This window comes from Aureimonas sp. Leaf324 (assembly GCF_001423245.1).
Classification (GTDB): Bacteria; Pseudomonadota; Alphaproteobacteria; order Rhizobiales; family Rhizobiaceae; genus Aureimonas.
Map to the genome: position 1 here is coordinate 51,739 of NZ_LMOH01000027.1, position 22,349 is coordinate 74,087.

A 22,349-nucleotide genomic window follows, 5' to 3' on the forward strand; every position below is an offset into this window, starting at 1 on the left:
GTGCGGCGTCGGTTCAGATCGGCAGCCCCTGCAGGAGGCGTGGCGACGGGCCGCTCGTGATGCCCGACGCCTGCGCGATGAAATGCCGCTTGGCGAAGGGCGCGCGGTCGACGAGCGACAGGCCGAAGGAGCGCACCGCGCGCACCAGCGCGCTGTCGTTGGAGAACAGGCGGTTCAGGATGTCGGTGGTCACGCCCATCTGCACCGTGTCGAAGCGGCGCCAGCGCTGGTAGAGCTCCAGCGTGTCGAGGGCGCCGATGTCGCGGCCGAGCCGGGCGGCATCCACCACCACTTCGGCCAGCGCAGCCGCGTCCTTGAAGCCGAGGTTCAACCCCTGGCCGGCGATCGGGTGGATGCCGTGCGCGGCGTCCCCGGCGAGCGCGATGCGGGGCTTCACGAAGTCGCGCGCGAGCGTCAGGCCGAGCGGAAAGGCACGCGGGCGCCCCTCGACGGTGAGGGCCCCGAGCTTCAGGCCGAAGCGCTGCTCCAGCTCCAGCTCGAACACCATGTCGTCGGCGCGCAGGAGACGCTCGGCCTCGGCGGTCGATTCGGTCCAGACCAGCGAGGAGCGGTTGCCCTTCAGCGGCAGGATGGCGAAGGGGCCGGCGGGCAGGAAGTGCTCCTCGGCGCGGCCCTCGTGCGGGCGCTCGTGGGCGACCGTCGCGACGATGCCGCTCTGGCCGTAGTCGGTGTGGATCGTGCGGATGCCGGCCATGTCGCGGATCTTGGAGCGCACGCCGTCGGCCGCCACCAGAAGCCGCGCCTCGACGGTCTCGGCGCCCAGCTCGACCGCGATCGAGGCGGGGCGGTCCGTGATGCCGGTGACCGGCGCGCCGGCGCGGATCGCGATGCCGAGCGCTTCGGCGCGCGCGCGCAGCGCCCCGTTCAGTGCGACGTTCGGCACCATGTGGGCGAAGGGCTCGCCGGGCTCCGCCTCGCCGCCGAAGGTCAGGAAGACCGGGCGCACCGGATCGCTCGTGCGCGAATCCGTCACGATCATCTCGCGGATCGGCTCGGCCTCGGGTGCGATCGCGTCCCATGCCCCGAGGCGCGTCAGCATGCGGATCGCGGCGGCCGCGATCGCCGAGGCGCGCGTGTCGCGCTCCCAGACGCCGGCGGGCGCCGCATCGACCACGAGGACATCGAGTTCGGGCGCGGCCTGCTTGATCGCGACGGCGGTGACGAGGCCGACATAGCCGGCACCCGCCACCACGATGTCGACGTGGGCGGACGGCGCGGACGGCGCGGCTTGGGTCTCGGACATGGAACGGGCGCCCCCTCGATCTCTCGGGGCCGCCGCGCGGCCCTTTCTCGAGCCCTGATCTAGGCGCCCGGCCCCCTCGGGGCAACCGAGCGGCCCTGCCTTGCGGGCGCGACCGATATGCCGGACAAGGCGCGCGAAGGATCGACGCGCGAAGGGGAGCCGAAGGCATGGACGAGACGATGGACCGGCTGATCCGGGCGCTCGACCTCGAGAAGCTGGAGGAGAACCTCTATCGCGGCGTCAGTTCCTCGGTCGGCTGGCAGCGCACCTTCGGCGGCGAGGTGATCGCGCAGGCGCTCGTTGCCGCGCAGCGCACCGTGGGGCCCGAGCGCCCCGTCCACTCCCTGCACGGCTACTTCCTGCGCCCCGGCAACCCGAAGGCGCCGGTGATCTACGAGGTGTCGCGCATCCGCGACGGCGGCTCGTTCACGACCCGCATCGTCCACGGCATCCAGCACGGCGAGGCGATCTTTACGCTGTCGGCCTCGTTCCAGCGCGTGGAGGAGGGGCTCGACCACCAGATGCCGATGCCCGACGTGCCGCGCCCGGACGAGCTTCCCTCCGCCGCCGAGCTGACGGCCGAGATCCTCGCCCGCGCGCCCGAGCCGATCCGCCGCTACTGGAGCCGGCCGCGACCGATCGAGTTCCGTCCGGTCTCGTTCGATCATTATCTGACGCGCGAGCCGCTGCCGCCGCGCCAACAGGTCTGGGTGCGCACGGTCGCGCCGCTCGGCGACGATCCCGCGCTGAACGCCGCGGCCCTCGCCTATCTCTCCGACATGACGCTTCTCGACACCGCGCTCTTCGCGCACGGCCTGTCGGTCTTCGACGAGCGCATCCAGGCGGCGAGCCTCGACCATGCCATGTGGTTCCACCGGCCGGTCGATGTCGGCGCCTGGCACCTCTACTCGCAGGATTCGCCGTCCTCGTCGGGCGGGCGGGGCCTGACGCGCGGGTCGCTGTTCGCGCTGGACGGCACGCTCGTCGCCTCGGTCGCCCAGGAGGGGCTGATCCGGCCCCGCCGCCTGAGTGCCTGACGATCTGCTGAAAGTTTCGCCACCTGCCGCGACAAGCGGCAATCCAGCGATCACGCCGTCGGTGCCGCTGACCAATCCGGCGGCACCGCGGCCTTTCGCGCTGCACAATCGCGGCGAAATCGCGGCCGGTGGTCATCTGGCACGCATCTTGTTTCCACCTCTCACGTGACCCTGTGGCCGACCGGCCTCGGGGCCGCCCAATCCAGCGGAGCGCCCGGGGGCGTGCCACCGCGTGACGATTCGAGGTGCACATGAAAATCGTGATGGCGATCATCAAGCCATTCAAGCTCGACGAGGTGCGCGAGGCCCTGACGGCTGTCGGGATCCAGGGCCTCACGGTGACCGAGGTGAAGGGCTACGGTCGGCAGAAGGGCCATACCGAGATCTACCGCGGCACCGAATACGCCGTGAGCTTCCTGCCCAAGCTGAAGATCGAGATGGCGGTGCCCACCGACATGGTGGACCGCGCGGTCGAGGTGATCGCGGCCGCCGCCAAGACCGGCCAGATCGGCGACGGCAAGATCTTCGTCTACGGCATCGACCAGGCGGTCCGCATCCGCACCGGCGAAACCGACACGAACGCGCTCTGAGGGGAGACGACGAGACCATGCGCTTTCTGAAAACCTCCCTGGCGACCCTGGCCCTCACCGGCCTCACGACGGTCGCCGCCCTCGCGCAGGAGACCGGCATCGCGCCGGCGCCCGAGACCGTGCCGGCGGACGCCGCGGCCGCCGTCGTCGACGCCATGGACAAGGGCGACGTCGCCTGGATGCTGGTGTCGACGCTCCTCGTCCTCTTCATGATCCTGCCGGGCCTCGGCCTGTTCTACGGCGGCCTTGTGCGCGCCAAGAACATGCTCTCGGTGCTGATGCAGTGCGTGACGATCACCGCGGTCGTCATGATCATCTACGTGACCTACGGCTACTCCTTCGCCTTCGGCGGCTCGACCAGCGCCTTCTGGGGCGGCACGGGCAAGCTGTTCCTCGCCGGCATCACCAAGGACACGATGTCCGCGACCTTCACCAAGGGCGTGGTGATCCCGGAATACGTCTTCATCGCCTTCCAGATGACGTTCGCCTGCATCACGCCGGCGCTGATCGTCGGCGCCTTCGCCGAGCGCATCAAGTTCGGCGCGGTCGTGCTGTTCACCATCCTCTGGGTGACGATCGTCTACTTCCCGGTTGCCCACATGGTGTGGGACGCGAACGGCCTGATCTTCACCGGCGCCCATGCCGGGGGCGTCGCCGCGCTCGATTTCGCGGGCGGCACGGTCGTCCACATCAACGCCGGCATCGCGGCGCTCGTCGGCTCGTTCCTCGTCGGCAAGCGCACGGGTCTCGGGCGTGACAACATGGCCCCGCACTCGATGACGCTGACCATGGTCGGCGCCTCGATCCTGTGGGTCGGCTGGTTCGGCTTCAACGCCGGCTCCAACCTCGAGGCCAACGGCGGCGCGGCGCTCGCCATGATCAACACCTTCACCGCCACCGCGGGCGCGACCGTCGCCTGGGTGCTGATCGAAGCCTTCGCCCGCGGCAAGGCCTCGATGCTGGGCGCGGTCTCCGGCATCATCGCCGGCCTCGTCGCCGTGACGCCGGCCGCCGGCGCCGTCGGCCCGATCGGCGGCATCCTGCTCGGTGCCATCGCGTCCGCCGCCTGCTACTTCTTCGTGGCGGTGGTGAAGCCGAAGTTCGGCTACGACGACTCGCTCGACGTCTTCGGCATTCACGGCATCGGCGGCGTGGTCGGCGCCATCGGCACCGGCATCTTCGCCTCGACGGCGCTCGGCGGCGGCGGCTATCTCGACGGCGTCACCATGGGCTCCCAGGTTTACTCCCAGGTCGTCGCGGTGCTGATCACCGTGGTCTACAGCGGCATCGTCTCGGCGATCCTCTACAAGATCGTCGACGCGATCGTCGGCCTGCGCCCGACCGTGGAAGCCGAGCGCGAGGGTCTCGACATCACCTCGCATGGCGAGGCGGCCTACCACGCCTGATCGGCGCGACGGCGGAAACGAAAAAGGGCAGGCGGAGCGATCCGCCTGCCCGTTTTCATGGGCTTCGAGACATCCGCGCTCAGGCGCTCAGGCGCTCAGGCGCGCACGTCGCCGATCGACCAGGGCAGCGGCTCGCCGCCCCGGAACACCACGACGTCCTCGTCCTCGACCGAGACGGCCGCGAGCGCGGTGGCGGGCTTCTTCAGGAGCGTGATCGTGCCCTCGTTGACCGGCAGCCCGTGGAAACGGGCGCCGTTGAGGCTGGCGAAGGCCTCGAAACGATCCAGTGCGCCCTCCTCGTCGAAGACCTGGACGTAGGTCTGCAGCGCCGTCGCGCCGCCGAACACGCCGGCCGAGCAGCATTCGGCCTCCTTGGCGCCGCGCCGGTGGGGCGCGGTGTCGGTGCCCAGCATGAAGCAGGCCTCGCCCGACGTCGCCGCCGCGCGCAGCGCCAGCCGGTGGCGCTCGCGCTTGGCGACCGGCAGGCAGTAGAGGTGCGGGCGCAGGCCCCCCTGGAAGATCGAGGTGCGGTTGATCACGAGATGATGCGGCGTGATCGTGCAGGCGGCGCGGCCGGCATGCGCGCGCACGAGATCGACCGTCTCGGCCGTCGTCGCGTGCTCCACCACGACCTTCAGCCCCTCGTGGCGCTGGAGCAGCGGCAGCATCTCGGCCTCCATGAAGGCGGCCTCGCGGTCGAAGATGTCGATCGCCGGATCGGTCGCCTCGCCGTGGACGAGGACGGCCATGCCGATCCGCTCCATGCGCTCCAGGACCGGCGCGAGCTTTGCGATACTGGTGACGCCGGCATGCGAGTTGGTGGTGGCGCCGGCGGGATAGAGCTTCGCGGCGAGCCACACGCCGTCCCGGTAGCCGCGCTCGATCTCGTCGGGGTCGGTGTGGTCGGTGAGATAACAGGTCATCAGCGGCTCGAAGTCCGAGCCGTCGGGCAGGGCCGCCAGGATGCGGGCCCGATAGCTTTGAGCCATCGCGACCGTCGTCACCGGCGGCACGAGGTTCGGCATCACGATGGCGCGGCGGAACTGGTTCGCCGTAAAGGGCAGCACCGCCTCGAGCATCGCCCCGTCGCGCAGGTGGACGTGCCAGTCGTCCGGCCGGCGGATGGTGACCGAGGGGACGGCGTCGGCCGGGGCGCGGGACGCGAAGAGGGTGTCGGTGGACATCGGGCGGGCCTCCGGGCGCGGCGAAAGACGGCTTGAGACGAAAGCGGGCGGCGCGGCTCTTGGATAGCCGCGCCGCCCGTGGATGGCCAGAAGCTGCGCCGGCCTATTCGGCCGCCGGCTGCATCTGCGGCGGGGGCAGGCGCTCGTCGCCGCCGCGCGCCTCGCGGCCGCCGAACTCCGTCACCCGCTTCCAGGTCGGCCCGTGGCCGAGGTCCTGCGGCTGGACCGGGGCGAGCGGCGGGCCTTGGATCGGGGCACCGGCATGGGCGGTCTCGCCGTCCTCCTCGCCGCGGTTCGGCCGCAGCACCCAGCGGAAGACGCGGCCCGTCACGTGGCTGAGATCGTCCATCAGCGTGTAGAGCGAGGGAATGAAGACCAGCGACAGCACGGTCGAGACGAGGAGGCCGCCGATCACCGCGATCGCCATCGGCGCGCGGAACTCGCCGCCCTCGCCGGTGGCCATGGCCGCCGGCACCATGCCCGCCGCCATGGCGAGCGTCGTCATGATGATCGGGCGGGCGCGCTTGCGGCCGGCGTCGATGATCGCGTCGCGCTGGCTCATCCCGTGCTTCTCCTGCTCCACCGCGAAGTCGACCAGCATGATCGAGTTCTTGGTGACGATGCCCATCAGCATCAGGATGCCGATCACCACCGGCATCGACACCGCGTTGTGGGTGAGGAGGAGGGCCCCCACGACGCCGCCGACCGAGAGCGGCAGAGAGGCGAGGATGGTGAGCGGCAGGAAGACCGAGCCGAACAGGAGGATCAGCACCACCAGCACCATCATGATGCCGGCGCCCATGGCCGAGGCGAAGCCGGCGAAGACCTCGCCCTGGATCTCGGCGTCGCCGACCTGCTGGAGGCGCACGCCGGGCGGCATGGTCTTCACCGCATCCGACGCCATGATGCGCTCGGAGCCCTCGCCGATCTCGTGGCCGGGCGCCATGGACGTGCCGACCTTGACGAGGCGCTCGCGGTCGTAGCGCTCGATCGTCGAGGGCCCCTGGCCGAAGCCGATGTCGGCGACGGCGTCGAGCGGCACCGAGCCGCCGGTCCCCGTGTTGACGCGCAGCGAGCTGACCGTCGAGAGATCCTTGCGCGCGTCCTCCGAGAGCTGGACGCGGATCGGGATCTGGCGCGTGCCGGCGTTGAACTTGGCCAGATTGGCGCCGAGGTCGCCGATGGTCGCGACGCGCACGGTCTGCGAGATCGCGTCCGGCGCGATGCCGAGGTCGGAGGCCTCGTCGAGGCGCGGGCGGATGCGGATTTCCGGCCGATCGAACGAGGCCATGGCGCTCGGATTGGCGAAGATCGGGTCGCGCCGCATCTCCGCCTCGAGCTTCGAGGCGGCTTCCGACACGGCCTTGCCGTTCTGCCCGAGGATGCCGACCGAGAGTTCGCGCTCGCCGCGATCGTTGACGAAGAACGAGCGGAGATCCGGGATCGCCTGAAGCTTGGCGGTGATCACCGGCTCGAGCTCGGCCTGGCTGCGCGTGCGCTCGAACTTGCGCGTCAGCGCCACCGTCATCGCGGCGCGGCGCACCTCCAGCGTGCCGGTCGGCGAGGAGCCGCCGATCACGAGGACCGAGCGCACCTCGGGCAGCTCGCGAACGCTCGCCGCCGCCTGGTCGGTGATGCGGCGGGTCGTCTCGAGCGTCGCGCCGGGCGGCAGCTCCAAGGAGACCACGATGCGCGAGGCGTCTTCCTTCGGGATGAAGCCGGTCGGCAGGTACTGGATCGAGTGGATCGACAGGGCGAAGAGGCCGATGCCGACGGCGAGCGTCACCCAGCGCCAGCGCACGGTCACGCCGAGGAAGCCGGTATAGGCGCGCATCAGCGGCCCGTCGTGCTGCTCGGCGGCGTGCGGCCGGTTGAGGTAGGCAAGAAGCGTCGCGAGGACGAGCGCGCCGGCCATGATCTCCACCGCGATGCGGCCCGCCGCGTCCCACGAGACGGGCGGCAGCGCGGCGGCATAGGGCTGGACGGCGCGGGCGAGCCCGTTGCCGGCGCTGACGGCCTCCGGCAGGGCGGCAAGCCCGAACACCGCGCCGATGGCGAAGCCCGCGAGCGGCAGGAGGCGCAGGAGGTAGCGCTTCAGGAGGCGGCCGAAGCCCGGCCCCTCGTGACGCGGCGCCCGGAAGAAGTAGGCCGCGAGCATCGGCGTGATGAGGCGGGCGACGAGGAGCGAGAAGAACACCGCCACGGCGACCGTCAGGCCGAACTGCTTGAAGTACTGGCCCGCGACGCCGCCCATGAAGGAGACCGGCGCGAAGACGGCGATGATCGTCATGGTGATCGCGATCACGGCGAGGCCGATCTCGTCGGCGGCCTCCATCGCGGCGCGATAGGGCTTCTTGCCCATCTGCATGTGCCGCTCGATGTTCTCGATCTCGACGATCGCGTCGTCGACGAGGATGCCGGTGACGAGGGTGATCGCGAGGAGGCTGACGAGGTTCAGCGAGAAGCCGAGCATGCTCATCGCCCAGAAGGTGGGGATGGCGGCGAGCGGCAGGGTGATGGCGGCGACCATGGTCGCGCGCCAGTCGCGCAGGAACAGGAGCACCACGATGACGGCGAGCGCGGCGCCTTCGCCGAGCGTCTCCATCGCCGATTCGAAGTTGCCGTAGGTGTAGGTCACGCTGTCGTCGATGCGCGAGAAGCGCACGTCGGGATGCTGGGCGCCGAGCTCATCGACGCGCGCCTCGACGGCCGACGCCACGGTCGTGTCGCTCGCCCCCTTGGCGCGGTAGATCGAGAAGGCGACGACCGGCTCGCCGTTGAGGCGCGCGAACGAGCGCGGCTCCTCCCAGCGGTCGAGAACGGCACCGAGCTCGTCGAGGCGCACCTCGCGCCCGCCCGGCAGGACGATGCGCGTCGAGGCGAGGCCCGACACGGTCGCGGCCGAGGAGAGCGTGCGGATCGCCTGCTCCTGGCCGCCGAACTCGCCGCGCCCGCCCGACAGGTCGACATTGGTGGAACGCAGTTGCGCGTTGACGCCGGCGGCCGTGATGCCGAGCGCGGCGAGGCGGTCGGGATCGAGGCGCACCTGCACCTCGCGCTCGACGCCGCCCATGCGCTCGACGCGGCCGACGCCCTTCAGGCCCTGCAGCGCGCGCACCACCGTGTCGTCGACGAACCACGAGAGCTGCTCGGGCGTCTTGCCGGGCGAGGAGGCGGCGTAGGTGACGATCGACTGGTTCTCGACCTCGACCCGCTGGATGATCGGCTCCTCGATCGTGCGCGGCAGGTCGCCGCGGATCTTGGCGATCGCGTCCTTCACGTCGTTGACGGCGCGGTCGGTGTTGATCTCCAACCGGAACTCGGCCGCCGTCACCGACTGGCCGTCGGTGATGGTGGAGGTGATGTGCTTGATGCCGGAGACGCCCGCCACCGCGTCCTCGACGCGCTTGGTGATCTGCGTCTCCATCTCGGACGGGGCCGAGCCCTGCTCCAGGATGGTGACGGAGACGACCGGCACGTCGATGTTGGGGAAGCGCGTGATCGGCAGCGTCAGGAACGAGATGATCCCGAGCGCGACGAGCACCACGAAGAGGAGGATGGGCGGAACCGGGTTGCGGATCGCCCAGGCCGAGATGTTCCAGTTCATCGGGCGGCCTCCGCGGTCTGCGTCTCGGTGTCCGTCGCGATCGGCGTGACGGCATCGCCGTCGCGCACGAAGGTGCCGGCGAGCGACACGACGTCCTCGCCGGGCTGGAGGTTGTCGGTGATCTCGACCTCGTCGCCGGCGACGAGGCCGGTCTTGACCTGACGCGTCTCGATCCGCCCGTCCTTGACCACCTGGACGCGGGCGACGCCCTCGTCGGTGAGGACGGCGGTGCGCGCGATCACGACGCCCTCCGAGCGCGCCGTCTCGACGCTGCCGCGGGCAAACGAGCCCGAGCGCAGCGCGGGGGAGGGCGGCAGCGCGATGAAGACACGGCCGAGGCGCGTCGCCTGGTCGACCTTCGGCGACACGAGCCGGACCTCGCCGGACACGCTCTCGTCGCGGCCGGGCAGGCGCACGCTCGCCGGCTGGCCCTTCTCGATCGCGCCGAGCTGCGTCTCGCTGACCTCGGCGTCGAGCTCGATCAGCCCGTCGCGGGCGATCTCGAAGAGGGGCCCCGCGGCCGCCGAAACGACCGCGCCGAGGCGCGCGGAACGGGCGAGCACGAGGCCGTCGGTCGGCGCCTTCACCTCGGCCTTGGAGCGACGCAGCTCCAGCGAACGCTTATCGGCCTCGGCGGACGCGCGGTCGGCTTCGGCCAGCGCGATGCCCTGGCGCGCGGAGGCGAGGCGGGCGGCGGCGGCGGCGGCGGCCGAGACGCGCTGGTCGAGAATGTCCTGACCGACGATGCCCTTGGCCGACAGGGCGCGCGTGCGCTGGAGGGCGCTTGCCGCTTCCGTGTTGGCGGATTCGGCCTCCTCGACCTGAGCGCGGGCCTGCGTGATCGCGGCATCGGCGCGGGCGATCTGGGCCGTGGCGCGGGCGAGATCGGCGTCCACGAGATCGGTCGCCAGCCGGGCGATGACCTGCCCGGCCTTCACCGTGTCGCCCTCGTCGGCGAGGAGTTCCTCGATGCGCAGGCCCTCGACGTCGGCCCCGACGCTGACGGTCTCGCGCGGCACGAACGTGCCGGTGACGGGCACGCTGGCGACGATGGGCCGGCGCTCGGCCTTCACCACGCTGATCGAGGGCGGGGCGACCGCGGGCGCCTGAGCGGCGGCAGGCTCCTGCGCCCAGGCGAGGGGCGCGGTGCCCAGAAGCAGCGACAGGGCGAGAAGGGCGGTGCGGGCGGTCATGGGCTGCCTCCGGTGAGACGCGTCGAAACGGAAAGAGGGACGGCGGGACGGGCGCACGGGATCAGGCCTCGTCCATGCGAAGAAGCGCGCGCACGACGCGCAGGAGGTGCGGCTCGATCGCTTCCAGCGCGACCTCGCGCTCGAACTGCAGGCGCATCATCAGGCCGTCGCCGAAGGCGAAGATCATGGTCAGGGCGACGTCGAGGTCGAGATCGGCCGGCACCTCGCCGCGCTCGCGCGCCTCGGCGATCGCGGTGCGCATGGTCGTGCGGACCATGTCTTCGAGCTCGCAAAAGCGGGCGCCGACCGCGGTGTTGCGCAGCGATTCGGAGCAGATCTCCACCATCAGCCCGCCGCTTTCCGGGTCGCGCGCCGAGGCGAGGTATTCCATCGCGGTGGCGACCAGCCGGTCGGCGATCGAACCAGGACCGCGCAGGTGTTCCATGCAGGCGACGGCGCCGACGCGTTCCTCGTCGGCGATCGCCTCGATGATCGCGTCCTTGGAGGGAAAGTAGCGGTATAGCGCGCCGGGGCTCATCTGCGCTTCGGCGCAGATCTGCCCCATGGACGCGCCATGGAACCCGGCGCGCGCGAAGCAGATGCGCGCGGCCGCCAGGATCTGGCGGCGACGCTCGTCGCTCGGCTGAAGTACCTGTGCAGCAATCGGAGGAGGGGTCACGGGGGTCCGGGTGGTGCGAGAGCGAACGATCGTTCTCATACGATCTCCGAATCAACTTGTCGAGAGCGCAGCGCCCGGATTCGTGAGTCGCGGATGCTTCGGAAGCCCGACTGTGGCGCTCAGACTGTCGGCGCGTCGTTGGCCGGCCGTGGTGCGCGAAGGCGCGGCGGGGTCCAGTCGGCACGAAAGGCCGCCAGCACGCGCTGCGCGCCGGGGCGACGCCCCATCACCGCGTCGAGCACCGGGCGGTTCAGCACCGATAGGGCCTGCAGGATGCGGGCGTCCGACGGCGCGCGGCTGCCCGCGCCCTCTTCGCCCGACGCCCGCGACGGCTCGGCGGGGCCGCTGGTGCGGTCTCCGGGCCGGGACGGGTCGGGAAAGCGAAGAATGTTCATCGGGCCGTCGAATGCCTTGCCACCCGTGACCATGGACGGCACGGGTTCCGGTCTCCGACTTAACGCCCGGATGCTGAAAAGAGTGTTGGGAAAGGTGCTTAACGCTTTGCTTTTTATGGGTCGTCGAAAGGCTCGGGTGCCGGCGGCGCCTTGACAGGAGCGTCCGTCTTTGTTTCAAGCACGGGAATTTCAGCGTTCGATCATCCGTCCGCGACCCGCCGACCGTGTCCCTTCTTCCGAAGCCGCATGGAGGTCACCATCCGCCAGCGAGTGTCGCCCGCGGATGCGTTTCCGTTTGGCGCTTCGTTTCGGCTTGGATCGGGCGCCACGAGTTCCCATTCTTCCGGCACCGCCGGAAGACAAGGAAGACAGCGGATGTTCGAATCCCTCCAGGACCGCCTCGGGTCCATCCTGAACGGCCTCACCGGCCGCGGTGCCCTGTCCGACGGCGACGTCGCGGCGGCGCTGCGCGAGGTGCGCCGTGCGCTGCTGGAGGCGGACGTCTCGCTGGAGGTGGTGCGCTCCTTCGCCGACCGCGTGCGCGAGAAGGCCGTCGGCGCCCAGATCGTGAAATCGATCAAGCCCGGCCAGATGGTCGTCAAGATCGTCCACGACGAGCTGGTCGCCACCCTCGGCTCCGACCAGGTCGCGATCGACCTCAATGCGCCTGCGCCCGTCACCATCATGATGGTCGGCCTGCAGGGCTCGGGCAAGACGACCACGACCGGCAAGATCGCCAAGCGCCTGACGGAGCGCCAGAAGAAGCGCGTCCTGATGGCCTCGCTCGACACGCGCCGCCCGGCCGCGCAGGAGCAGCTGCGGGTGCTCGGCGAGCAGACCGGCGTCGCGACGCTGCCGATCATCGCCGGCCAGGGCCCGGTCGAGATCGCAAGCCGCGCCTCCCAGGCCGCCAAGCTCGGCGGCTACGACGTCCTGATCCTCGACACCGCCGGCCGCACGCATATCGACGAGCCGCTGATGCAGGAGATGGCGGAGATCAAGTCCGCCACCCGCCCGCACGAGATCCTGCTCGTCGCCGACAGCCTGACCGGCCAGGACGCGGTGAACCTCGCCCGCTCGTTCGACGAGCGCGTCGGCATTTCCGGTCTTGTCCTCACCCGCGTCGACGGCGACGGCCGCGGCGGCGCGGCGCTCTCGATGCGCGCCGTCACCGGCAAGCCGATCAAGCTGATCGGCACCGGCGAGAAGATGGACGCGCTCGAGGAGTTCCATCCCGGGCGCATCGCCGACCGCATCCTCGGTATGGGCGACATCGTCAGCCTCGTCGAGAAGGCGGCCGAGAACATCGACGCGGAACAGGCCGCGGCGATGGCCAAGAAGATGCAGTCGGGCAAGTTCGACCTCGACGATCTCGCAGCCCAGATCGGCCAGATGCAGAAGCTCGGCGGCATGGGCGGCGTGATGGGCATGATGCCCGGCATGGCCAAGATGAAGGACCAGATCGCCGCCGCCGGCATGGACGACAAGCTCCTGAAGCGGCAGCTCGCGATCATCTCGTCGATGACGAAGTGGGAGCGCGCCAACCCCGACCAGCTGAAGCATTCGCGCAAAAAACGGATCGCCGCCGGTTCCGGGACGGATGCCGCCGACATCAACAAGCTCCTCAAGATGCACCGCCAGATGGCGGACATGATGAAGGCGATGGGCGGCAAGGGCGGCAAGGGCGCCGGCATCATGGGCAAGCTCATGGGCGGCCTCGGCGCCAAGATGGGCCTGCCCGGCGGGATGGGCGGCGGCATGCCGGACCTGTCGAAGATGGACCCCAAGCAGCTCGAGGAGATGGCGAAGGCCATGCAGAAGGGCGGGCTCGGCAGCCTGCCCGGCGGCCTTCCCCCCGGCCTCGGGAGCGGCGGCCTGCCGGGACTTCCCGGCGGCGGCTTCCCCGGACTTCCCGGCCTCGGCCGGAAGAAATAAGGGCTTCGGCCCGGACCACCCCTTGAACGAAACCCGACGGCGCATCCCAAGAAGGTGCCGCGAGACAGAAGAAGCAGAAGGAAGACCCTCATGCCCCTGAAGATGCGCCTTGCCCGTGCCGGCTCCAAGAAGCGCCCGTACTACCACGTCGTCGTCGCCGACGCCCGCAGCCCCCGAGACGGTCGCTTCGTCGAGACCGTCGGCTCGTGGAACCCGATGCTCCCGAAGGACGCCGAGCGCGTCACCCTCAAGGAGGACCGGATCAAGCATTGGCTGAGCGAAGGCGCCCAGCCGACCGACCGCGTGCTGCGCTTCCTCGACAAGGCCGGCATCGTGAACCGTCCGACCCGCGCCAACCCGACCAAGGCGCTGCCGGGCAAGAAGGCGCAGGAGCGCGAGGCCGAGCGCAAGCAGCGCGAGGAAGACGCCCGCGAGGCCGCCGAGAAGGCCGCTGCCGAGAAGGCCGAGGCGGATGCCGGCGGCGCCGAGGCTTCTGCCGAGTAAGGCACTCCTTAACGTTTCACGTGAAACACCGGATGCGGCGCCCCGATTCGATCGGGGCGCCGTTTTCGTTTCCGCCGCCGCCCGCATCCAGCCCGAGCTTGACGAGGCGGGCGGGACGGGCGACTGACGCCCGAAACGAAACCCTGCCACCTTCCGACCTCCTGATGGGACTTCCAGCCGTGAACGACGCCCCCCGCGACAGCATCCTCCTGGCCGTGATCGGCGGCGCCCACGGCATCAAGGGCGAGGTGCGCGTGCGCTCCTTTACGGAGGACCCCGAGGATCTCGGCGCCTACGGACCGCTCACCGATGCCAAGGGCCGGCGCTACACGGTCGTCTCGGCGCGCGCTCAGAAGAACGTCGTGGTGGTGCGCTTCAAGGAGGTCGCCGATCGGAACGCTGCCGAACTGCTTAACGGCACCGAACTCTTCGTCGACCGCGCGGCGCTGCCGGAAGAGGGCGAGGACGAGTTCTACCAGGCCGATCTCGTCGGCCTCGTCGCCCGGCTCGTCGACGGCACGGTGATCGGCGAAGTCGTCGCCTTCCATGACTTCGGCGCCGGCGACATCCTGGAGATCGTGCCGGAGGGGAGCAAGGGCGTGATGATCCCCTTCACCGAAGCCGCCGTCCCGGAGATCGACCTCGACCTCGGCTTCATCCTGGTCGAGCCCGTCGCCGCCGGCCTTGTCCCGCCCGACGAGGATGCGCCGCGCGAAGCGTGATGGCGCGACCGACTCTCGCCTCGTTTGAAGGATAGAGCTATCAAGAACCCCTGATCCCCTTCGACCTGCGGAGCGGCACGACGCATGACGCACGGCCTTCACGATTCGACCCGGCCGTCCGGCGACGGACCCGCCGCGGGCGTGGTCGCGGAGGAGCGCGAAGGGGCTGCGACCTTGCCGGAGACGGCAGGGGACGAAAACGGGGCAATCTCGGGCGACCGCGAGGCCTCCCCCGATCCCAGGCCTGCGGACGTAGCCGGCACGACGTCCGAGACGTTCGGGCCGCCCGCCGCTCCTGACGTGGAGGCGGGCGCCGAGCCGTCTTCGACCATCGCCGTGACCACGCCGGCGTCCCCGCCGGGTGAAGAAGGTCTGGACAAGCCGGCAGACGGCGGGACATCCCTCGAAGCCGAAGCCGAAGCCGAAGCCGAAGCCGAAGCCGAAGCCGAAGCCGAAGCCGAAGCCGAAGCCGAAGCCGAAGCCGAAGCCGAAGCCGAAGCCGAAGCGGAAGCGGAAGCGGAAGCGGAAGCGGAAGCGGAAGCCGTGGTCGCGCGGCCGGTCTCGCGTTGGGACGCGCCCTCCGATCCCCCTCCGGTCTCACCGGTGCGGCCTGCCGGCGGCCGCGACGGCGGCGCGCTGATCGGCGCCGCGCGCGTCGTCGCGCTGGTGCTTCTGGCGGGCGGCGCGCTCTATGCCGCGCTGATGGCCGTGCGGCCGGACGACGAGCGGGCCACTGTCGAGGTGCGGGCGCCGCGGGTGGAGGACGAGCGATCGGTGGTGGCCCAGCCCGGCCCCCGGCCGAAGCCCCTCGTGGTCGAGCGTTTCGCCGCGACCCGCGACCTCGACCTGAAGACAATCGCGTTCCGCTTCGTCCGCCTCGTGCCGCAGCCCCCCGCCGACGTCTGCGCGGCGTTCGGGACGGCCGGATGGGATGCAGGGGCTTGGGGCCCGAGCCCGCTCGGCGACCTCGACGAATGCGTCGCCTCGAAGGTCTTCGGCGACAGGAAACAGGCGGAGGCGTTCGCGGTCCTGCGAGGGCGCGAGACGCTGCTCGAGGTTCGCATCAAGCTGAACCTCTACGACGCGGCGCGTCGCGCGGAGGCCGCGGGCGAGATCGCGAGCCTCGTGTCGGGCTTCTTCGATCGCTGGAACTGGGAGGGCGCTGCCGCCTTGAGGCAGCGGATCGCCGCGCTCGATCCGTTCGAGGAGGCCGCCCACGGCACGCGGGTGGTCCTGTCGCGCGAACGCGGCGAGGTCGAGCGCTGGAACCTGTCGCTCCGCTTCCCGAGCCCGCCGAAGCCGCCCGAGGAGAAGCCGAAGGCGTCGACCCTGGCCGACATCGCGGCTATGGCCGGTGTGCCGGTGGAGAGCGTTCCGGCGGGGCGCGATCCGCCTTGACGAGGGGTGACGCCGGCTAACCTTTCAGCCGGCGTCCGTGGTCAGAGCGCGTTGCGGCGCCCCAGCGCCTCTTCCCAGTCCAGCGCATGGCGCACGATCAACGGCAGGTCGTCGTAGCGCGGTTCCCAGCCGAAGGCCTGCCGCGCGGTGGTGGCATCCGCCACGATGGCGCTGGCGTCGCCCGGCCGGCGCTCGGCCATCCGCACGTCGAAGTCGCGCCCCACCACCTGCCGCACCGTGTCGAGCACTTCGAGCACCGAATAGCCGTGACCGTAGCCGCAGTTGGCGATGATCGAGGCGCCGCCGCCCCGCAGGTAGTCGAGCGCCCGGCGGTGGGCGCTGGCGAGATCCGACACATGAATGTAGTCGCGCACGCACGTGCCGTCCGGCGTGTCGTAATCGTTGCCGAACACCTGCAGGAACGGCCGCTTGCCGAGCGCGGTCTCGCTGGCGACCTTGATGAGATGGGTCGCGCCCTTGGTGGACTGGCCGGCACGGCCCTTCGGGTCGGCGCCCGCCACGTTGAAGTATCGCAGCGCCGCGAAGGTGATCGGATGGGCCGCCGCCGTGTCGCGCAGCATCAGCTCCGTCATCCACTTCGACGTGCCGTAGGGGGATTCGGGCGCCGGCGGCTGCGTCTCGGGCACCGGCATCGTCTTCGGCGAGCCGTAGACGGCCGCAGTGGACGAGAAGATGAAGTGCTTCACCCCGCCCTTCACCGCCGCTTCGATCAGCGCGCGCGAGGCGACCGTGTTGTTGAGGTAGTAGCCGAGCGGATCGGCCACCGATTCCGGCACCACGATCGAGCCGGCGAAGTGGATGATCTCCTGGATGTCCTTTTCGGCGATCAGCCGCTCGACCAGTGCCATGTCGGCGATGTCGCCGACGACGAGCTCGGCCTCCGGCGCCACGGCCCATTCGAAACCCGTAGACAGGCGGTCGAGCACCACGACGCGCTCGCCGGCATCCACGAGATCCCAGACCATGTGGCTGCCGATATAGCCGGCGCCGCCGGTGACGAGTACGCTCATGCGCGGGATCCTTCGATGGGCCGGGCCACCCCGGTCTGAATCGCGCCGGATGCTATCTTGCGCAGGATGTTTCGCAAGTGCGAAAACGCCGGTCGCGGGGCGACCGACACGGGTTCGCTCCCACCCACGGGATCGGATGGGCCGGATGCTTCGACGCGATGAATGGGTCGGCGCGCTGACGGCTGTGGCGGCCGCGATCGTCCTGCTGGTCGGGATCGGCCTCCTCCTCCCGCAGGTTCCTCTCGTGTCGATGATCGGGCAGTTCCTGCCGATCCTAGGCCTCGCCCTCAGCCTGCCGGCGCTCGCCCTCGGCCTGCTCGGACGCCCGTGGCGGGCCGGCGGGACGGCGCTCGTCGCCCTCGCCATCCTCGCGCTGGCCCTGTGGCGCTTCGAGAGCGTGTCGGCCGGCCGGGCGGTGGAGCCCGTCGTGGGCACGCCGTTCACGCTGGTCAGCTTCAACGCGCTGTCGACCAACCGGGAGGGCGTGTCGGCGATCCCGTTCCTTCTCGCCTCCGGGGCCGACGCCATCCTCATCTTCGAGGCGGCGCAGTTCCGGGCCGAGCTTCCCCGGCTCCAGGCGGCCTATCCCTATCGGCTCGGCTGCACGGCGCCGGAGCCCTGCGACACGCTTCTCCTGTCGCGGCGTCCGCCGGTCTCGACGCGCCAGACGTGGCTCGGCGCGGTGCCGGCCAAGCGCTACGCGGAGTTCGCGTTCGATCTCGATGGTCGCCGCGTGACGCTGGTCGGCGCGCACCTGACGAAGCCCTATTTCGACGAGCTGCCCGCGATCGAGCGCCTCGTGCTCGGCAACCGGCTGCGGGCGATGCGCGGGGCGGTGATCCTCGCCGGCGACTTCAACGCCGTGCCCTGGTCGCCCGATCTCGTCGAGCTCGCGACACGCGCCGAGATGCGTTTTTCCGGTTTCTACGTGCCGACCTGGCCGGCCGGCGCCGGGCGCTTCGGCCTGCCGATCGACCATGTCCTCACGCGCGGCGCCGTGGTCACGTCGCTGGAGGCGCTGCCGAGCGCCTTCGGCTCGAACCACCGCGGTCTACTGGCGCGGATCATCGTTCCCTGACCGGAGGCCGAAACGAAGGCGGCGGCCCCGGGTCGCCCCGAAGCCGCCGCCGATCGTCGTCCGTCCCGTTCGGTCAGCCGATGCGCCCGCCGCCCTGCCGCGTGATCGCGACGACGGAGGGGCGCGTCGGCATGGCGTCGTCGAAGTCCGGCCAGCGGGTCGAGAGGTCCTCGTAGTAGGACAGGCGGCCGAAGCCCTCCCAGTCCTCGCCGCCGTCGGCCGGATGCTGCACGGCGACGAAGGCCGTCTGCATGTCGGGCAGGAGAAGGGGGCCGCACATCTCGGCGCCGACCGGCACGCGGAAGAAGAGCTTCGAGGTGCCGCGCCCGGCGCCCTCGGTCTCCACCGCCCAGAGCCCGTCGGTGCGCCCGGTGGCTTTGGGCGAGTTGCCGTCGGTCGAGACCCAGAGGCGCCCGTCGGCGTCCACCGCGCAGTTGTCGGGCATGCCGAACCAGCCGTTCTTCGTGGTCTCGGTCGAGAAGGTCGCGCCGACCTCGGCCACCGACGGATCGCCGCACTTGAGCAGCACCTCCCAGCGGCCCGTCTCGGCCGTGAAGTCGTCGCCGTCCTCATGGATCTCGATGATGTGACCGAAGGCGTTGGCCGCGCGCGGGTTGGCGGCATCGACCTGGTCGGCCTTGCGGCGCGTGTTGTTGGTCAGCATCACGTAGACCCGGCCGTTCGCGCCGTTCGGCTCGATGTCCTCGGGCCGGTCCATCGGCGTCGCCTCGAGAAGGTCGGCGGCGCGGCGCGTCTCGATCAGGACATCGGCCTGGGACCGGAAGCCGTTGGTCTCGGTGAGCGGGCCCTGGCCGTGGACGAGCGGCAGCCAGACCATGCCGCCGTCCTCGCCGAACTTGGCGACATAGAGCGTGCCCTCGTCGAGGAGGTCCATGTTGGCCGCCCGGTCGTCCGGGTTGTAGCGGCCCGCGGTGACGAACTTGTAGACGTAGTCGAAGCGCTCGTCGTCGCCGAGATAGAAGACGACGCGGCCGTCCTTGGCCACCGTCGAGGCGGCGCCCTCGTGCTTGAAGCGGCCGAGCGCAGTGCGCTTCTTCGGCATCGAATTGGGGTCCTCGACGTCGACCTCGACCACCCAGCCGAAGCGGTTCGGCTCGTTCGGCTCCTTCGACAGGTCGAAGCGGTCGTGGAAGCGGCCCCAGGCATAGGTGCCCTCGGGAACGCCGAGACGCTTGTAGTTGCCGGCCTCCGGGTGGCCCTCGGGCAGCGTGCCCATGAAGTAGCCGTGGATGTTCTCCTCGGCCATGATGTAGGTCCCCCAGGGCGTGACGCCGCCGGCGCAGTTGTTGATCGTGCCGAAGACGCGGGTGCCGGTGGCGTCGGCATTGGTTTTCAGGCGGTCATGGCCCGCCGCGGGACCCGACAGCGCCATCTCGGTCATCGCCGTGATGCGGCGGTTCTTGGCACCGTCGCGCACCACCTGCCATTTGCCGTTCTCTTTCCGGATCTCGACCACGGTGCCGCCATGAGCGGCCATCTCGATGTCGACGCGGGTCTTGTCGGCCGGAGCGATCTCGAGCTCCTTGACCATCTTGGCCGGGTCCTTCTTGTCGGCCTTCTCGACGACCTGCACGATCCCCGGGAACATCAGGTGCTCGTTGGTGTACTCGTGGTTCACCACGAGAATGCCGTGCTCGGACGAGCCGTCGATCGGAATGAAGCCGACATAGTCGTTGTTGTAGCCGAACTGGCGCGCCTGGGCTTCCGGCGTCTGGCGGTTCGGGTCGAAGGCCGGGCTGTCGGGGAACAGGGCGTCGCCCCAACGCAGGAGCACGTCGGCGTCGTAGCCTTCGGCGACATGGTGATGCTGGTCGATGCCGGCCTCGACCTCCGGGAAGTCGAAGCGGGTCGCGGTCGCCGCGCGGGCGTGTTCGGCCGAGATCAGCGCCATCGGGCTGACCGTCGCGGCGATCGCGGCGGTCGCAAGCGAGCCGCGCAGGAAGTCGCGGCGCGAGAAGCGCGCCGCGATGATCTCGCCCATCGTGCGGTTCGCGGTCGGGTTCAGGCCCTCGCCTTCGGCCTCCTCGAGGCGGCTGGTCGGAAACACGGCGTGGCGCGGCGTGACGTGTTCGTTCATTGGAGCGGTCCCTCGTCCCTTGGAATGGTTCCAGGCCGCCCTAGCGAGGCAAGGTCACAGAGCGATGACATGCGGAACCAGGGCGCGCGCGTTCACGGGGGTGTGAAGCGGGAACTGTGACGGCGCATGCCGCGTCCGGTCCGCAGGAGGGCCGCGATCCCGTGGCCCGGCTCCTTTCAGGATACGACGCTCATGACGCCATCCGTCCGCCCCGCGCTCGTTGCGGCACTTCTCGCCTTTGCCGCCCTGCCGGCCCACGCGCAGGACGCCGGCGCCCCTCAGCCGCCCGTGCCCTCCGTGACGAGTGGGTCCGAAACGCAGGATTCCGGGGTTGGCGATCTGGAAACCGCCGAATGGATCGGCAAGCCGGTGATGAGTTCGGACCGGAAGCCCGTCGGCACGCTGCGCGAGGTCCGCACGGCGAGCGATACCGCCGATGCCGGCATCCTCGTGGTTGAGCGCGAGGGCGGCGCGACGGTGGAGGTGCCGATGCAGGGCGCGGCCTTCGACGGAACGTCGGTCGTGGTCACGCCGCTGGCGGACGCCATCGCTGCCAACTGAGCGGGTCATGAAAAAAAGGCCGGGCGCCCGTCGGGGCGCCCGGCCTTTTCGGAAGGCTTGTCGACCTCAGTTCGAGCCGAGGCAGAGCACCGGGTAGATCGAGTCCTGCACCTTGGCGGTCGCATCCGGCACGCTTTCGAGCGCTGCCGAGGCATCGGCGGTCTCGAAGGCGACGTGGTGCGTCTGGAGGAAGCGGGCGGCGGCGTCCGGGCGGATCGCGAAGTTGATGGACTGCGGAATGTCGCCCGTGAGATCGGCCACCGCGACGGCGTTGAGCTTGGCGGTGACGACGCCGACAACGCGGCCGGCGAGATCGACCAGCGGGCCGCCGGAATTGCCGGGCTGCACGGGCGCCGAGATCTGCAGGTAGTTCGCGTCGTTCATCAGCCCCATCAGCGACGAGACGTTGCCGCGCGTCACGTTCAGGCTGTCGGCGAGGATCGAACGCAGCGGGAAGCCGAGCGCCAGGACGTCCTCGCCGAGCCGCGGCTTGCCGGCGACGATCGGGAGCGGCTTGCCGACCTTGGCGTCGACCTTCAGGAGCGCGAGGTCGTGGTCCTCGTCGACCACCACCTTGGACGCTGCGCCGAGATCGCCGACGAGCACGGTCTTGCAGGCCTTGGCGACATGGGCGTTCGTCAGGAGCCAGCCGTCCTTCGACACGACGAAGCCGGTGCCGGAGGAATCGAAGCCCGGCGAGGGGTTGGCGAGCGACGGCGATTCGGACTTCGGCGTCGAGGCCTTGGCGTGCTCGCCCTCGCCGAACGCAACACCCTCGGCCCGGCCGCTCTCGAAGAGGCGCGCCATCGGGCCGACGTCGCCCGAGCGCGGCTCGCCGGCAAAGGGCTCGACGGACCCGGCCGCGACCTGGGCGTAAGGGGCGATCACCGAGGCATGCGCCGCGTTCCAGGCGACCGAGAAGCCGCGCAGGTCGCTGCCGCGGCCGGAGAAGCGGATCAGGAAGTCGCGGCCGTCCTCGTGGCCGCGGATGGTGAAGCCGTCGTTGGCCTTCGAGGCCTCGCTCACCGTCTTGTTCGGCCCGGTCTGCGACAGGACGCCGTAGACGCCGTCGAGCGTGTAGCCTTCCTTGGAGAAGCGCACGGTCTCGATCTCGACGCCGCCGTCGTCCGAGCGCCAGAGGCTGCCGACCTCGGTCTCGCCGACCGGGGCGACCACGTTGCCGGGCAGGCCAAGGCGCACGCCGGTGGCCTCGTCGGTCACCTGCACGAAGCCGGCGGCGTCGCGCGCGGCGTCACTCTTCTCGATCACGAGCTTCAGGAAAGCGTCGTCCATCACGCCGTCGGCAGCGAGGCCATGGCGGGCCTGGAAGTCGCGCACGGCGCGCAGCGTCTGCGGTCCGATGCGCCCGTCGAACGGCCCGGCATAATCGCCGGTCCAGGTCAGGCGGTGCTGAAGACCCGTGCGGAAGGCGAGATCGGTGTGCTGGTTGTAGAGGGTCGCGAGGTCGGCCTCGGCGCCGCTCGCGGCCATGGCCGGAACGGTCACGGCCACGGGTGCCGCGCATAGAAGCAGGCCTGCCAGAACCGCCGTCGTCACGCCGCGCATTGCCGTTGCCCCCGTTCCATCACTCGCAGAAGAAACGCAGCACAACCCGTTTCGATCCCACGCATTAAACATTTGTCAAGCTTTGGAATGGACGATTTTCC

At 70.3% G+C, this 22,349-nt stretch carries 18 protein-coding genes; 9 read left to right on the top strand and 9 right to left on the bottom strand.

Going from position 1 to position 22,349, the window contains the following annotated elements; translation table 11 throughout:
* Positions 1 to 13: 13 nt before the first annotated feature.
* Positions 14 to 1,264: a ubiquinone biosynthesis hydroxylase gene (locus ASF65_RS17155; protein ID WP_055891854.1), complete on the bottom strand. Its 1,251-nt coding sequence runs from the start codon at positions 1,262 to 1,264 to the stop codon at positions 14 to 16.
* A gap of 167 nt (positions 1,265 to 1,431) precedes the next feature.
* Between ASF65_RS17155 and ASF65_RS17160 the strand changes: the two genes are divergently transcribed.
* The 3 genes from ASF65_RS17160 (at position 1,432) to ASF65_RS17170 (ending at position 4,297) form a co-directional block, all read left to right on the top strand.
* Entirely contained in the window at positions 1,432 to 2,301 is an 870-nt protein-coding gene (locus tag ASF65_RS17160) for an acyl-CoA thioesterase II (RefSeq protein WP_055891857.1), read from the top strand.
* A gap of 251 nt (positions 2,302 to 2,552) precedes the next feature.
* Positions 2,553 to 2,891, top strand: coding sequence for a P-II family nitrogen regulator (locus ASF65_RS17165; RefSeq protein WP_055891859.1), 339 nt, complete (start codon positions 2,553 to 2,555; stop codon positions 2,889 to 2,891).
* Between the two features lie 17 nt (positions 2,892 to 2,908).
* Positions 2,909 to 4,297, top strand: a complete 1,389-nt coding sequence (locus ASF65_RS17170; RefSeq protein WP_055891864.1) for an ammonium transporter — start codon at positions 2,909 to 2,911, stop codon at positions 4,295 to 4,297.
* Between the two features lie 95 nt (positions 4,298 to 4,392).
* Here the strand turns inward: ASF65_RS17170 and pyrC are convergent, their stop codons facing one another.
* From pyrC to ASF65_RS17195, 5 genes are all read right to left on the bottom strand, one after another.
* Positions 4,393 to 5,481: a dihydroorotase gene (pyrC, locus tag ASF65_RS17175; protein WP_055891867.1), complete on the bottom strand. Its 1,089-nt coding sequence runs from the start codon at positions 5,479 to 5,481 to the stop codon at positions 4,393 to 4,395.
* Between the two features lie 103 nt (positions 5,482 to 5,584).
* Positions 5,585 to 9,088: an efflux RND transporter permease subunit gene (locus ASF65_RS17180; protein ID WP_055891871.1), complete on the bottom strand. Its 3,504-nt coding sequence runs from the start codon at positions 9,086 to 9,088 to the stop codon at positions 5,585 to 5,587.
* Positions 9,085 to 10,281 carry an efflux RND transporter periplasmic adaptor subunit gene (locus ASF65_RS17185; RefSeq protein WP_082505798.1) on the bottom strand — a complete coding sequence of 399 codons (1,197 nt, stop codon included), beginning with the start codon at positions 10,279 to 10,281 and terminating at the stop codon, positions 9,085 to 9,087. Before ASF65_RS17185 ends, ASF65_RS17180 begins: the two co-directional genes overlap by 4 nt.
* A gap of 61 nt (positions 10,282 to 10,342) precedes the next feature.
* Complete coding sequence (locus ASF65_RS17190) at positions 10,343 to 10,960, bottom strand: TetR/AcrR family transcriptional regulator (protein ID WP_244486800.1); 618 nt, start codon at positions 10,958 to 10,960, stop codon at positions 10,343 to 10,345.
* A gap of 119 nt (positions 10,961 to 11,079) precedes the next feature.
* The gene (locus ASF65_RS17195; protein ID WP_156369366.1) at positions 11,080 to 11,355 is read right to left on the bottom strand and encodes a hypothetical protein; all 276 of its coding nucleotides are present in this window, start codon (positions 11,353 to 11,355) and stop codon (positions 11,080 to 11,082) included.
* Positions 11,356 to 11,730: 375 nt separating this feature from the next.
* Here ASF65_RS17195 and ffh point away from each other — a divergent pair, with 375 nt between their 5' ends.
* The 4 genes from ffh to ASF65_RS21060 all read left to right on the top strand — a co-directional run bounded on the left by ffh (position 11,731) and on the right by ASF65_RS21060 (position 15,914).
* Positions 11,731 to 13,290, top strand: coding sequence for a signal recognition particle protein (gene ffh / locus ASF65_RS17200; RefSeq protein ID WP_055891880.1), 1,560 nt, complete (start codon positions 11,731 to 11,733; stop codon positions 13,288 to 13,290).
* A gap of 90 nt (positions 13,291 to 13,380) precedes the next feature.
* Positions 13,381 to 13,794 carry a 30S ribosomal protein S16 gene (gene rpsP, locus ASF65_RS17205; protein ID WP_055891882.1) on the top strand — a complete coding sequence of 138 codons (414 nt, stop codon included), beginning with the start codon at positions 13,381 to 13,383 and terminating at the stop codon, positions 13,792 to 13,794.
* 179 nt (positions 13,795 to 13,973) lie between these two features.
* The gene (rimM, locus tag ASF65_RS17210) at positions 13,974 to 14,516 is read left to right on the top strand and encodes a ribosome maturation factor RimM (protein ID WP_244486802.1); all 543 of its coding nucleotides are present in this window, start codon (positions 13,974 to 13,976) and stop codon (positions 14,514 to 14,516) included.
* A gap of 84 nt (positions 14,517 to 14,600) precedes the next feature.
* Positions 14,601 to 15,914: a DUF6030 family protein gene (locus ASF65_RS21060; RefSeq protein ID WP_082505799.1), complete on the top strand. Its 1,314-nt coding sequence runs from the start codon at positions 14,601 to 14,603 to the stop codon at positions 15,912 to 15,914.
* A gap of 41 nt (positions 15,915 to 15,955) precedes the next feature.
* Here the strand turns inward: ASF65_RS21060 and galE are convergent, their stop codons facing one another.
* Positions 15,956 to 16,945 carry a UDP-glucose 4-epimerase GalE gene (gene galE / locus ASF65_RS17220; RefSeq protein ID WP_055891888.1) on the bottom strand — a complete coding sequence of 330 codons (990 nt, stop codon included), beginning with the start codon at positions 16,943 to 16,945 and terminating at the stop codon, positions 15,956 to 15,958.
* Between the two features lie 145 nt (positions 16,946 to 17,090).
* Between galE and ASF65_RS17225 the strand changes: the two genes are divergently transcribed.
* Positions 17,091 to 18,023 carry an endonuclease/exonuclease/phosphatase family protein gene (locus ASF65_RS17225; protein WP_055891892.1) on the top strand — a complete coding sequence of 311 codons (933 nt, stop codon included), beginning with the start codon at positions 17,091 to 17,093 and terminating at the stop codon, positions 18,021 to 18,023.
* Positions 18,024 to 18,096: 73 nt separating this feature from the next.
* Here ASF65_RS17225 and ASF65_RS17230 read toward each other — a convergent pair whose 3' ends face one another.
* On the bottom strand, positions 18,097 to 20,121 hold the full coding sequence (locus tag ASF65_RS17230) for a PhoX family phosphatase (RefSeq protein ID WP_055891895.1): 2,025 nt from the start codon (positions 20,119 to 20,121) through the stop codon (positions 18,097 to 18,099).
* A 192-nt stretch (positions 20,122 to 20,313) separates the two neighbouring features.
* On the opposite strand from ASF65_RS17230, the gene ASF65_RS17235 reads away from it, so the two are divergent.
* Positions 20,314 to 20,682 (top strand): hypothetical protein, encoded by a 369-nt coding sequence (locus ASF65_RS17235; protein ID WP_055891898.1) that lies wholly within the window; start codon positions 20,314 to 20,316, stop codon positions 20,680 to 20,682.
* Between the two features lie 66 nt (positions 20,683 to 20,748).
* Here the strand turns inward: ASF65_RS17235 and ASF65_RS17240 are convergent, their stop codons facing one another.
* The gene (locus ASF65_RS17240; protein WP_244486803.1) at positions 20,749 to 22,248 is read right to left on the bottom strand and encodes a serine protease; all 1,500 of its coding nucleotides are present in this window, start codon (positions 22,246 to 22,248) and stop codon (positions 20,749 to 20,751) included.
* Between the last annotated feature and the right edge of the window lie 101 nt (positions 22,249 to 22,349).